The following is a 12,563-nucleotide window of genomic DNA, read 5'->3' on the forward strand; positions in this document are numbered from 1 at the left end:
GTCGGAATTACATTAAAATAGTGCTCCAATCTATTGTTTACGGATTTATATAAAGTGAGTTTTAAATTACCCCGTAGTGTGAATGCTAAAAATTTACACTGGATTAGTTCTGCAATTTGTCTGATAGGTATGGTGCTATTTTCGGTTACTGGGATAACGCTGAATCATGCAGCCGATATTGAAGGCAAGCCAGTTGTTACACAACTAGAGGCACAATTACCACAAGCTTTGTTAACTCAACTTAAAAAGCAAAATTTATCACAAGGTTTTTTAACTTGGTATGAGCAAACAACAGGTAAAAACTTGCCAACAGATGTAGCACCACAGTGGAGTGATTATGAGCTTTATATTGCAATGCCAAGAGCCGGAGGCGATAAGTGGCTAACAGTAGATCTGGAAACGGGTGACTTCTATCAGGAAGCAACTAACAGAGGCGCTATCGCTTATTTAAACGATCTGCATAAAGGTCGTAATACAAATTTAATATGGAGGTGGTTTATCGATATTTTTGCTCTGGCCTGTATTTTCTTTTCTGTAACAGGCTTAATTTTATTAAAACGCTATGCAAAAGGGCGCAAGTCTACTTGGCCACTGGTTTTATCCGGTTTATTTATTCCGGCTATTTTATTAGTGCCAAGCTGTGCTCATGCAAATGAAATTCAAGTGACTATCCCAAGACTAAATGTTGCAGAATATCACGCACCTTATGTAGCGGTTTGGGTTGCAAATGAACAACAAAAACGCGTTTTAGACATTGCGGTTTGGTATGACTACCAAATGAAAAATGACGAAGGGGAAAAATGGCTTAAAGATTTACGTTTATGGTGGCGTAAAAGTGGTCGTGGTTTAGATTTGCCAATTGACGGTTTAACTGGCGCAACTCGCAGACCAGGCACCGCCAGCATTAATTTAACGCCATTTAAAACTCAATTAGCCGAATTACCCGCCGGTAAATACTTTTTATACGCTGAAGCTGCACGTGAATTAGGTGGTCGTGAAGCCATTAGCGTTGAATTTAGTTTGCCAATTACTCAATCACAAACATTAACTGTTTCAGGCAAACGTGAACTGGACGAACTAAAACTTATTTTGGAGCCATAACATGAAAAATAAAATGATAAAAAGCTTAGTAGCAGCCTCTTTGGCTGTTGGTTTATTACAATCAAATATCGCTAATGCGCACCGTGTTTGGATTAAACCAAGTACAACTGTTGTTTCTGGTGAGTCTGAGTGGGTTACCTTTGATGCCGCCGTGGCTAATGTTATCTTTTTTGCTGATCACTTTCCGCTTGGATTAAATTATCTAAAAGCGCTTTCGCCATCAGGCAAAGAAGTAGAATTACAAAATGCCGCTAAATTGAAATACCGCAGCGTGTTTGATTTAGAGTTAACCGAGCAGGGAACTTATCAGGTGTTTGGTGCAAGCCAAAGTTTAACTGCATCATGGAAAGATGATGAAGGTAAACGCCAACGCTGGCCGGGTCGTGGTGAAGTTGGCACTATCGAAGGGTTTAACAAATCAGTTCCAAAAAATGCAACAGACTTAAAAGTGGTTGAGTCTTCTCGCCGTATAGAAGTATTTGTCACTTTAGGTGAGCCATCTACCATTAAATCAACCGGTAAAGGGATTGAGTTAAATGCAAAAACGCATCCTACCGATTTATACGTGGGTGAAGCAGCTCAATTTCAATTTGTTTTAGACGGTAAGCCAATCAGTGGCGGTGACATTGTTATTGTTAAAGATGGTGAAAAATATCGTAACGACAGTAAAGCTTTAAAAATTAAAACAGACGATAAAGGTAACTTTGAAGTTAACTTTAAAGAAGCTGGTTTATATTGGTTAGAACTTGAATACTCAGATGATAAAGCTGCTGCACCAGCACAAGAACGAAGTGCAAGTTACTCGGCAGTATTTGAAGTTCAGGCTATTTAATTTTTAATTAATCGCCAACAGAAGCTGATTTATCTTTCAGCAGGTTTATTGATATGTTGAGCTAAATATTGGGATTAATTTTTAATATTGAGTTTAGAAAATTGGCTTCTGTTATTTATTTAAAATAAAAAAAACACTACAAGTGATAATGCTTATTATTTGCCTTTATCTTTGTTTTGGTGTTTTGTTTTCACGCGCAACTAGGAAATATGAATGTTTAATACTAAAAAAACGCTTTTGTTTACGGCTGTTACGGCGGCTTTATCTTCAAATGCTTTTGCCGCAGAAGAAGAATTAGAAACTTTAGAAACAACAGTAGTACAAGCTGCATCAGAAGAGTTAAAACAAGCTCAAGGTGTATCTGTTATTACTGAAGAAGAATTTAAGCGTCGTCCTGTAACCAATGATATTGCTGAATTGGTAAAAACCATGCCGGGTATTAACTTAACAGGTAATTCAAGCTCAGGTCAGTATGGTAATAAACGTCAAATTGATATTCGTGGTATGGGGCCTGAAAACACCTTAATTTTAATTGATGGTAAACCTGTATTATCTCGTAACTCAGTAAAAATGGGCCGTTCGGGTGAAAGAAATACCCAAGGTGATAGCAACTGGGTTCCGCCTGAAGCAATTGAAAGCATTGAGGTCATTCGTGGTCCGGCGGCTGCGCGTTATGGCTCTGGTGCATCTGGTGGTGTGATTAATATTATTACTAAATCACCAGAAGTCGCTTCAACTTCAATCACTTTACAAACTGAAATTCCAGAAAACGAATATGAAGGTAGTAATAAGAGAATCAATATTGTTAGCAGTTCACCATTAACTGAGCGTTTTTCACAACGTACGGTGTTGAGTTATAACAAGCAAGAAGCTGATGATCCTGAATTAAACTTAGATTTTGCTGAAAATGATGCAGATGATGAGGGTAACTTCACTCAACAAGTGGGTGCAGGCCGTGAAGGGGTAGAAAACATTGATTTTCGTTCTTTAGTGCGTTTTGACCAAAATGAAAATCACAGATGGGACTTTGAATTTGGTTATAGCCGTCAGGGCAATGAATATGCTGGAGATAATGCGTTTCAGGGTATTAACGTACCAGTTGATGAAAACGGTGACCCAATTGGAAGTGAACAAGCTGATCCAGAAAGTACAGATGCTTATGATTTAATCGGTGAAGAAACCACAGTTATGCAGCGCCGTACTTTTGCGGTAACGCATAATGGTACTTATGATTTTGGTGATTCATTCAGCTATATCCAATATGAAGGCACATCCAATACGCGTTTAGGCGAAGGGGCTGCTGGCGGTGGTGAAGGCCGCATTAATAGTTTGGATATGGTTACGATTAAACTTGCTAATATTACCGCAAAAACAGAATGGAATATTCCACTTAACTTAGCAGGTTTTAATCAAACTGCTACTTTTGGTGCTGAGATCCGTCAAGAAACTTTAGAAGATGGTATTAGTAACCAATCCGGTATCAATTTAGCAGAAGGTGAAGAGATTGAAGGCACTGTAGATGCAGAAGACAGACCTTCTGAAACTGATGCAACCTTAATCGGTTTATATGTTGAAGATAACATTATGTTATCTGAATCAATTACTTTAACACCGGGCATTCGTTTTGATAATCATAGCGAAGCCGGCACAAATGTATCACCTAGTTTAAATGCTTCATGGCAAGCTACGCCAAATGTTGTGGTTCAAGGTGGTATTAGCCGTGCATTTAAAGCACCTAATTTATACCAATTAAACCCTAACTATGTTTATACCACTCGTGGTAATGGTTGTCCGGTTGATTTTCCAAGTTTAGGCAGTGGTTGTTCAATTGTTGGTAACCCAGACTTATCACACGAAACCTCAATTAATAAAGAGCTTGGGATCAACTATACCAATGAATCAGGCTTAAATGCAGGCATTACATACTTCCATAACGACTATAAAGATAAAATTGGTACAGGCAATGTGCCTCCTGAGTATGTATTACCGGGCGGCAGCAATGGTCAGGTTCAGGTATTTAAATGGTATAACGTTCCGGAAGCTGTGATTTCTGGTTTAGAAGGTAACTTATTATTACCAATTACTGAATCAGTTGAATGGTCAACTAACTTTACGGTAATGCTTGAATCAGAAGACAAACAAACCGGTCAACCTTTATCTATAGTGCCTGATTACACTGTTAACTCATTATTAAGCTGGCAAGCAACAGACGCTTTAGAGTTAGTCTTGAGTGCTCAGCATTATGGTAAAACAGAAAGTCCAACAGCAAGCACCACATCAGGTTCAGAAATAGAACCAATCGACAGAGATGCTTACACCATAGTTAACTTTAACTCAATTTATCAGTTCAACGAAAACTTAAGATTTAACTTATCAGTTAAAAACTTTATTAATACTGAAATTAAACGTGAAGGTACGCAGGCATCAAATGCAGGTGCAAATACATACAACGAACCGGGAAGAAGCTTCTTAATATCAGCTACTTACCAATTTTAAGTTAGAAGGATAGGGAACAATCTCCTTGCTCATTTTGGGCAAGGAGATTTTTACGTATATGACAAGTAAACAATTTAACCCAATTTATCGCAATTTAGCGGCTGTTTTGGTTTTAACCTCAGCCTCTTTTAATGGTTTGGCAAACCAAACTGTTACTTCGCAAATTGATGATTTAACCGAAAAGTGGCTGCAAATTGAGCAGCAAGAGCGCAACTTAGTTTTAAACTGGCAACAACAAAAACCATCGCTTGAACAAAGAGTTAAACTTTTACAAGCCGAAAAAGCACAATTAGAAGCCATTTTAGCGCAAAGCACTCAAAACCAAGACGATGTTGAAAACAAGCGAAACGAACTGTTAGAGCAGCAAAATAAACTGGAAGCTGAGCAAAATCAGTTAGCTGACGCTTTGTCTGGCTTACAAGCTAAGTTAGATAGCAAATATCAGGCTTTGCCAGAGCCGGTTAAAACTTTGTGGGATGCAGAACAAGCCCAGTTAGATGATCAAGCGCAGGCTTCGGCTCAATTACAGGTATTAATTGCTAAATTATCTCGCCTTGCTCAGTTTAATGATCAGCTAACCATAAATGAAACCTTGATGAGCGCACCTGATGGTAAAGATGTCATGGTGAAGCAATTGTATCTTGGTGCTGGGATGAGTTGGTTTACTAATTCAACCGGACAATATCGCGGTTATGGCAAAGTCAAAGAAGCTCAGTGGGTTTGGCAATTTGATGACTCAATTGATCCAGAGCCGATTTTAAAAGCCATTGCAATTTATGAAAAACGCGAAACGCCATCTTTTGTTAAATTACCAATTCAGTTGTCAGCATCAGGCGTTAAGGAGCAAAACTAATGCGTAAAATTTTATTAAGTTGCTTGCTTTTACCTGTTGTCGCTTTTGCTGGTCAGCTTGAAGAAAATATGGTTAATAAAATTAATCAGGCAAACCGTAATTTAGCTGCAACAGAAAAAAACATTAACCAAGAATCTGTCAGGCTGAGTAAAGCGCTATCTAAATTAGAGCAAAGTGTTTTAGAGCTTCGCAATAAAACTGCAGTCGCCCGTCGTAAAATGGATGAACGCACGCTTGGCTTAACTCAACTAGAAAGCCGCTTAGATAGTTGGAAAAAACAACAGGTTTTTCAAAGCAATTTATTAGACCGGTTTTTACAACAACAAGGCGTGTCGTATAGCCAATTAACTCAGTTAAGTTTTAACGATAAGTTAAGTCAGGTTGAACAGAATTTAGCTCAACTGGAGCAAAAATTAATTCCAAACTGGCAAACCAGCAAATTGATTTTGACCAATGGGGAAGTAACTCAGGCAAACGTATTATCCGTAGGCCCGGTTAACTGGTTTATTGATACTGAAAATCAAATTGCGGGTTTGGCAAGTTGGCAAAATAACTTATTAACGGCACAAGCTAATTTAGATTCAAACCAGTATGACGATTTGCAAACTTTGTTAACTGCACAATCGGGTGAATTGGTATTAGACCCTACTTTAGGCCGAGCTGTGACTAAATCGCAAGCTGAAGAAGGTATGGTTGAGCATGTGGTTAAAGGCGGTATTTGGGTTGTGCCAATTTTAGTATTTGCCTTGATTGCAACAATTATTTGTTTATTTAAAGTAGCTCAATTATGGCGCTTACCACAAGTGGTTAGAGTTAATTCAGTTAACACCATCAATACACTAAGTGCCTCTTTTAAAGGTATGCAACTTGCACTGTATAACGTAGCCAGACAAGCCGTAAATGCTAACGACAGAGACGACCAGCTATTTATGCAGCTTCAGCATGATAAACACCAGCTTGAAAAATGGACCAATACCATCGCCATTACCGCCGCGGTTGCACCTTTATTGGGCTTGTTAGGTACGGTTAGTGGGATGATTGAAACCTTTAGAATGATGACCTCATTTGGTTCAAGTGATCCTGAAGTTATCTCTGGTGGTATCGCCAAAGCATTAGTGACTACTGAACTGGGTTTAGTGGTTGCGATTCCGGCATTAATTTTAAATGCGGTGTTATCACGTAAAGCCAAGCGTTATTACGATGATTTAGAAGGCTTTGCGCTGGTATTAAGTAATGATAAATCCAACGCTCAAGAGGATGCAAAATCATGATAGAACAAATGATCTCTAACTGGTTGTGCTGGGTGATGTTGGTTGTCGCCTGGTTTGCCTATCAGCAAATATTTCTGCTTTATGTTCAAAAAAATGAGCAAGAATTGATTGGCGCTGACGACCAAACGATTAGTGGTAAACAAATGCTGCCTAACGTATTAGTGGGCGCATTACCTTTAATGGGATTACTTGGCACAATTGCCGGTTTACAAGATAGTTTTGTTGGCATGATGACCGCTGGTGTCGATAGCCAGATTGTGAGCGGTGGTATTGCCGATGCGTTATTAACGACCCAACTTGGCTTAGTGCTGGCGATTCCGGGCTGGTTGTCATTGGTATTTGTTAATGCCGCGATTAAAAAAGCACAAGTAGGTGGAAAAATTAGCCATGCCTAGTCGATTACAAAGAAGGTTGGAAAACCAGCAAAGTCAGGGAATCGATATGTCCCCCTTGTTGGATGTGGTGTTTATTTTGCTGATATTTTTTATTGTCTCTACTGTGTTTGTTAAAGAAACCGGAGTTGAGGTTGATAAACCTCAGGCAATTTCGGCACAAAAGCTTGATCAGCAATCTTTATTACTGGCGATTACTAATACCGGCGAAGTGATGTTTGATGGCGCAAATGTTGGTGTAAGTGGTGTAAGAGCTGTGATAGAGCAAAACATAGCAGAAGATAAACCTGTTGTGATTCAGGCTGATAAAGCAGTACCAGCCGAAACCTTAGTACAAGTGATTGACGAAGCTAAATTAGCAGGCGCTCACAGCGTTAACATTGCGACTTTAGTTCAAAAATAACGGACTTACAGGAGATTAAGCATGGTTAAAAAAATCAACGCATCCCTAATCAGTACCGGTATTTTAGGCAGTGCTTTAGCCATTTTATGGATCGGATACGCCTTAACTGGCGATAAATCCCCCGAGCTTGAAGTGCGCCAACTTGATATTTCGGTCACACCTCCGCCACCGCCGCCACCACAAAGTCAGCAAGTAATCGAGCAGACTGAGTTAACTATGCAGGTTGAAGGTGACGGCGCAGCGATTGAAATGGCCGATTTAAAAGTTGATCCGGATATTGAAATAGAAAAGCCGGATATGCCACAAGTTAAAATGACGCAAACTAAATGGGACATGCCAGAGATAGATTGGGACGCTTATAAACTGAGTGATTTAGATAGCAAACCTTCGTTATTAACACCGGTTAAAATCCGTTTTCCAAAACGGCTTGAGCGTCAGGGCATTACAAAAGTTGTGGTTAAACTGGATGTGATGATTGATGAAAAAGGCGATGTCACTTTAATTGATATTGTTGAAAACCCTTACCATGAACTTAACCGTGAAATTCATCGGTTTGTTGCTGGCAGTAAATTCACGTCTCCTTATAAAGGCAGCCAAGCAGTTAGAGCAAGGTTTATCTGGCCTGTGGTGATAGAAGCCTAATTGGAATTTTTACAATGAATTATAAATTAAATATTAAAAAAATATTATTGCTGGGTTTAACGGGTTGCTTATTTAGCAAACTGGTTTACGCAGATCAAATAACCGTAAAACTGGCTGATCCAAGCTGGACATTTGAGCTTAAAAATGGGCCTCATTCGGCTCAATTTAATGACAGACGTAATAAAATATCGCGTGATGAAAGTAAGTTTATTCATAGTATTCAGCCAGCTTTAAGCGCTAAAGAATACAATAAAGTAATCGCTGAATTTGATAAATTCACCGCTGAAACTAACGGTGAGTTTAGCCCAAGTTTAAATGAGTTATTAGGCCAAGTTTTATTAAGCGCTAAGCAATATGATAAAGCAGAACAAACCTTATTAACTGCGGTTAATACATTGCCTAACTCAGCAATTGCTCACAGTAGTTTGAGCATGGTTTACATGATTAAACAGGATTATAAAAATGCGCAGCGTCATTTAGTTAAAACCATAGAATTAGGGCAAATTGATGCTCAAGTTTATGGTCAACTTGCGTATGTTAATTTACAGCTAGGTTTACCGGTAACCGCCATTAGTGGTTACCAAAATGCGCTGATGCTGGAGCCTGAAAACAAGCAGTGGTATCAGGGATTATTGTACGCGTATATTGCATCTGATTCGGTTGCGCAGGCCAATAATATTATTGAAGAAATGCTGACCAGCGAGCCAGACAATAAACAGCTTTGGCTACAAAGAGGACAAATTGCGTTAAAGCAGGGCAATCCTAAAAAAGCGATTAGCAGTTTAGAAACTGCACACTCAATTGCTGGCTCAGATTTAGATAATTTAATCACCTTAGCTAAATTGCATATCACAGACGGTAGCAGTGCCAGAGCTGTTGAAATTGTGAGTCAAAATATAAAAACCTTTACGGCCAGTAAAAATGAGCAAGCTTTTGCAACGTTAAGTAGCATTGCCAGTTATTTATCCGCCAAACAAAATTGGACAGAGTTAAGCCAATTAGTGAAAGCGGTTAAACAGCAAAAACTAACCGCCAGTCAACAGGTTGAGTTTAATATTACCGAAGCAAAATTGGTTTTATCACAAAACAATACCAAGCAAGCCAGACGTTTGTTAGAACAAGCTTTGGATAAAAATCCGGCTTCTGGTGAAGCTTTGCTGATGCTGGCTGGCATTCATCGCAATGCTGACAATTCAGATAAAGCCAATATTTATTATGTTAGGGCAGAGGCTTTGCCTAAATATCAGGAAACTGCACGTTTAGGCCGAGCTCAAATTGCAATTAATCAAAAAAATTATCAGCAAGCTTTAGATATTTTACGCAAGGTTTACCAAAGCAATCCAGCTCGAAGTGACTTAGTTGCCAATATCAAATCACTTGAAAATTTGCTTAAAAATACAGGTTAATTCAGAGCATATATTGATGAAATTAGAATCTTTTTTGGCTAAACCTGCGATTAATGTGAGTATCCGCACGATTTTAGCAATCCTTGGTGGTTACAGTTTATCGGCTGCGCTGAGCTTACTACTGGCATCTTTTGCTGGGCTAGATGGACGCGAATCTGAAGTATTTATCCGCATGATATTTTTTATTAGCTACACAGTGACCATTATTTGGACATTCTCTGTGAACAGCGAGCGTAAAATTATCACTCAGATGTGTTTATTAAACGTGCTACTTTGGTTAGCGGTTTTATTGACTGGCGAGGCATAAGATGAAAGGTAGTTTACGTCAGTCTATGACATGGCTTCATACTTGGAGCACAATTATTGCCGGTTGGATTTTATTCGCGATCTTTTTAACCGGTACATTGTCGTTTTTCAGAATTGAAATTAATCATTGGATGGAGCCTGAGTTACATCAGTCGGCACCAGATGAAAACTCAGTTTATGTGGCTTACGATTATTTAAAAGCAAATGCACCGCAGGCAACCAGCTGGCAAATTAGTTTACCGGATGAAAGAGAACGGGCGATTAGCCTGTCTTGGCAACAACCGGTTGTCGTATCTGAGCAAGCTCAACAAAACAATCGTCAGCGTCGCGGACAAAATGCAGAGCGTCAATCTGTTGTTAGAGACAGCGGTGGTGAAAATGCTCAAGGGCAAGCTGGCAATCGACAAAGCCGTATGCAAAATGGTGAACAGCAAGCGGGCAACGCTAATCGTTCAAACCGTCAAAATGCAGATAATTCAGCACGAACTGAGCGTCAAAATGGTCAGCAAAATCGCCAAGCAAGCCAAAATGCTCAACCACAAAACCAGCAAGGTGAACAACGTGGTGGTAATGGCCGGATGCGCAAGTTAATTGATGCTCAAACCGGAGAAGAAATCACCCCAAGAGAAACTGCAGGCGGTAACTTTTTATACCGTTTCCACTTTATGTTTTATGGTATGGACAGAGATCTCGCTTATATTTTAGTCGGGATTGTGAGCATGATGATGCTGGTTGGTATTATCAGCGGCATTATTATGCACCGTAAAATATTTACTGACTTTTTTGCTTTTAGACCTAAAAAGAAATTATTAACTTGGATTGATGGCCATGCGATTACCGCTGTATTGGCTTTACCCTTTCATATTATGATTACTTTTTCCGGTTTATTATTAATTGCCGGTGCTTTTTTACCTTGGAATGGAGAACCCAGACACAGAGGTGATCGCAATGGCGGCGAAGCACCACAGGTTCAATATGTTGAAAAAGACTTTTCGCAAACCCCGCCGTTTGAAAAAATGTTTTTATATGCAGAGCAAAAATGGGGAACAGAAGTAACCAGTATCAGTATTTCTGAACCGGGCACGGATAAAGCCGAATATGCACTGCGTGGTAATAACCGAGTGACGTTAAGCTCTGGCCGAAGTGGCTCTGAAACCATTACTTTTGATAATACTTTTATTGAAACGGGTGAGCCGGTTAAAACCGAGCCGGGACGCGAAGCTGAAAATACCGCTCAGGCAATTTATAACTATTTTGATATGCTGCATCAGGCTCGCTTTGCCGATACAGTCACCCGTTGGCTACTATTTATTGCCGGCATCATGGGTACTATCATGGTCGGAACCGGCTCTATTTTATGGGCAGTTAAACGCAGTAAAAAACAATCTGGCCAATTTGGATTTGAGTTAGTTAAAGGGTCTAACATTGGTACAATTGCTGGTTTATTAGTGGCCTGCGGCGCTTATTTTTGGGCTAACAGGTTAATTCCGGCACAAATGGCTGAGCGTGACCATCTCGAAATTAGCGTGTTTTTTGGTGTTTGGGCGGTTTGTATTGTGGCTGGTTTACTCTGGCGAAATAATAAAAACTGGCTGGTGCAGTTAAGTATCACTGGGGTTTTATTTACATTAATTCCGGTACTGGATTCATTGACTTCACCTGTTGGATTAATTTATGCGCTGCAAACTGGTGATTGGTTACGGCTTGGTTTTAATTTATGTTGTTTATTAATTGCAACCACAGTTTGGGCTGCGGTGTATTATATTGCCTTGGTTAAACCAAAACGCACGCCAAAAACGGACAAATCAGAGCCGCAATCTAAAACAACGGCTAAATCAGACAATGCCAGTAAAGCCGCATTAATTGCCCGTAAAGCTAAAGAAGCAAGAGCTGCGCAGGCTAACCGGACTCAAGCAAAGCAGGAGCAAGCTGAAAATAGTACAACTGTTTCAGCCAGTTCAACGGCTACTAAACCGACATCCGATGAAAAATTAAGTAAAGCTGCGTTAATTGCCCGTAAGGCAAAAGCCGCAAGAGAGGCTCAAAAAGCCCAGCAGACTACGCAAGAACATCTCAGTTCTGAACAGGATAACGAGTTAAATAATGCCGGAGGTAAAGCATGAGCATTATAGTTGCCTTTGTTTTATGTTTTATCGGCTTTATGCATTTTTCAATGTCGGTAGGTAAACATTTTTCATTGATTTATCCCAAAGCGGAATTATCCAGAAAATTGTTTTGGTTTTACCACGGTATTGCGTGGTTGTTATTAATTGTAGCTATGTATTTATGCGTACAGTTTTGGCAAACCGAAATTGGCTTAACTGTGTGGGTTTGTATGTTACAGGCCGCCAGTTTTATGGTTGCGTATTGCATTACTTACCAGCCTCAAACTTATGCCATTATCTGGAAAATATTGTGTTTTGGCCGTTTGTTAAAACCAGCGGCTAACAGCTAATTTTCTGGTTAAACCGATTGTTTAACTAAGCTACAGGTAAACTAACCCAACTCGGGTTGGTTAACACTCTGATATGAAAGCCGGTTAAAGCCGGCTTTCATTTTTCGATTTCCCATTTATAAATACCAGACGAACTACCGGAGTATTAAAAGCTAAGTGTAGATTAGCTGATGGTTACGATTAAACTTCCATGTACTGTAAAGTGAATTAGCCCCAACTTGAAGTGTTAAACCTGACAGTAGTCAAAGTGCCATTTTCGGACGTTTGGCTCTAACTCACTTTTGCCCACGTAACTGCTCTAAGGCCGGCTTTGAGCGAATAACAGATCTTAGTTCGCTTTTTATTGAACGTTGGCTCTCAGACTAAAAACAGACAACGGATTTACTATTAGAAGATTTAAGACTTC

The 12,563-nt window shown here is 39.6% G+C and carries 12 protein-coding genes; all 12 read left to right on the plus strand.

Going from position 1 to position 12,563, the window contains the following annotated elements; all coding sequences use genetic code 11:
• Window positions 1-54: 54 nt before the first annotated feature.
• The 12 genes from N7931_RS12885 to N7931_RS12940 all read left to right on the plus strand — a co-directional run bounded on the left by N7931_RS12885 (window position 55) and on the right by N7931_RS12940 (window position 12,157).
• A complete protein-coding gene (locus N7931_RS12885; RefSeq protein WP_262794616.1) occupies window positions 55-1,101 on the plus strand; it encodes a PepSY-associated TM helix domain-containing protein in 1,047 nt (348 codons plus the stop codon).
• A 1-nt stretch (window position 1,102) separates the two neighbouring features.
• A complete protein-coding gene (locus tag N7931_RS12890) occupies window positions 1,103-1,933 on the plus strand; it encodes a DUF4198 domain-containing protein (protein WP_262794617.1) in 831 nt (276 codons plus the stop codon).
• Window positions 1,934-2,146: 213 nt separating this feature from the next.
• Window positions 2,147-4,429, plus strand: coding sequence for a FepA family TonB-dependent siderophore receptor (locus N7931_RS12895; protein ID WP_262794619.1), 2,283 nt, complete (start codon window positions 2,147-2,149; stop codon window positions 4,427-4,429).
• Between the two features lie 58 nt (window positions 4,430-4,487).
• Window positions 4,488-5,282, plus strand: coding sequence for a DUF3450 domain-containing protein (locus N7931_RS12900; protein WP_262794621.1), 795 nt, complete (start codon window positions 4,488-4,490; stop codon window positions 5,280-5,282).
• Entirely contained in the window at window positions 5,282-6,553 is a 1,272-nt protein-coding gene (locus N7931_RS12905) for a MotA/TolQ/ExbB proton channel family protein (protein ID WP_262794622.1), read from the plus strand. The genes N7931_RS12900 and N7931_RS12905 overlap by 1 nt, the downstream gene beginning before the upstream one ends.
• Window positions 6,550-6,948 carry a MotA/TolQ/ExbB proton channel family protein gene (locus N7931_RS12910; protein WP_262794623.1) on the plus strand — a complete coding sequence of 133 codons (399 nt, stop codon included), beginning with the start codon at window positions 6,550-6,552 and terminating at the stop codon, window positions 6,946-6,948. The genes N7931_RS12905 and N7931_RS12910 overlap by 4 nt, the downstream gene beginning before the upstream one ends.
• Window positions 6,941-7,348, plus strand: a complete 408-nt coding sequence (locus N7931_RS12915; RefSeq protein ID WP_262794635.1) for an ExbD/TolR family protein — start codon at window positions 6,941-6,943, stop codon at window positions 7,346-7,348. The genes N7931_RS12910 and N7931_RS12915 overlap by 8 nt, the downstream gene beginning before the upstream one ends.
• A gap of 21 nt (window positions 7,349-7,369) precedes the next feature.
• Window positions 7,370-7,990: a hypothetical protein gene (locus tag N7931_RS12920; RefSeq protein ID WP_262794625.1), complete on the plus strand. Its 621-nt coding sequence runs from the start codon at window positions 7,370-7,372 to the stop codon at window positions 7,988-7,990.
• 14 nt (window positions 7,991-8,004) lie between these two features.
• Complete coding sequence (locus N7931_RS12925) at window positions 8,005-9,396, plus strand: tetratricopeptide repeat protein (RefSeq protein ID WP_262794626.1); 1,392 nt, start codon at window positions 8,005-8,007, stop codon at window positions 9,394-9,396.
• Between the two features lie 16 nt (window positions 9,397-9,412).
• The gene (locus N7931_RS12930; protein ID WP_262794627.1) at window positions 9,413-9,703 is read left to right on the plus strand and encodes a hypothetical protein; all 291 of its coding nucleotides are present in this window, start codon (window positions 9,413-9,415) and stop codon (window positions 9,701-9,703) included.
• 1 nt (window position 9,704) lies between these two features.
• Window positions 9,705-11,825, plus strand: coding sequence for a PepSY-associated TM helix domain-containing protein (locus tag N7931_RS12935; RefSeq protein WP_262794628.1), 2,121 nt, complete (start codon window positions 9,705-9,707; stop codon window positions 11,823-11,825).
• Window positions 11,822-12,157 carry a DUF3325 domain-containing protein gene (locus tag N7931_RS12940; protein ID WP_262794629.1) on the plus strand — a complete coding sequence of 112 codons (336 nt, stop codon included), beginning with the start codon at window positions 11,822-11,824 and terminating at the stop codon, window positions 12,155-12,157. The genes N7931_RS12935 and N7931_RS12940 overlap by 4 nt, the downstream gene beginning before the upstream one ends.
• The last annotated feature ends 406 nt before the right edge of the window (window positions 12,158-12,563 follow it).

The organism is Catenovulum sp. 2E275 (assembly GCF_025515275.1).
In the GTDB taxonomy this organism is placed as follows: domain Bacteria; phylum Pseudomonadota; class Gammaproteobacteria; order Enterobacterales; family Alteromonadaceae; genus Catenovulum.

Bases quoted from the DNA above. Each gene is read 5' to 3' on its own strand.
- N7931_RS12920 (WP_262794625.1), top strand. From the start codon at position 7,370: ATGGTTAAAAAAATCAACGCATCCCTAATCAGTACCGGTATTTTAGGC.
- N7931_RS12925 (WP_262794626.1), top strand. From the start codon at position 8,005: ATGAATTATAAATTAAATATTAAAAAAATATTATTGCTGGGTTTAACG.
- N7931_RS12910 (WP_262794623.1), top strand. From the start codon at position 6,550: ATGATAGAACAAATGATCTCTAACTGGTTGTGCTGGGTGATGTTGGTT.
- N7931_RS12915 (WP_262794635.1), top strand. From the start codon at position 6,941: ATGCCTAGTCGATTACAAAGAAGGTTGGAAAACCAGCAAAGTCAGGGA.
- N7931_RS12935 (WP_262794628.1), top strand. From the start codon at position 9,705: ATGAAAGGTAGTTTACGTCAGTCTATGACATGGCTTCATACTTGGAGC.
- N7931_RS12940 (WP_262794629.1), top strand. From the start codon at position 11,822: ATGAGCATTATAGTTGCCTTTGTTTTATGTTTTATCGGCTTTATGCAT.
- N7931_RS12900 (WP_262794621.1), top strand. From the start codon at position 4,488: ATGACAAGTAAACAATTTAACCCAATTTATCGCAATTTAGCGGCTGTT.
- N7931_RS12895 (WP_262794619.1), top strand. From the start codon at position 2,147: ATGTTTAATACTAAAAAAACGCTTTTGTTTACGGCTGTTACGGCGGCT.
- N7931_RS12905 (WP_262794622.1), top strand. From the start codon at position 5,282: ATGCGTAAAATTTTATTAAGTTGCTTGCTTTTACCTGTTGTCGCTTTT.
- N7931_RS12930 (WP_262794627.1), top strand. From the start codon at position 9,413: ATGAAATTAGAATCTTTTTTGGCTAAACCTGCGATTAATGTGAGTATC.
- N7931_RS12890 (WP_262794617.1), top strand. From the start codon at position 1,103: ATGAAAAATAAAATGATAAAAAGCTTAGTAGCAGCCTCTTTGGCTGTT.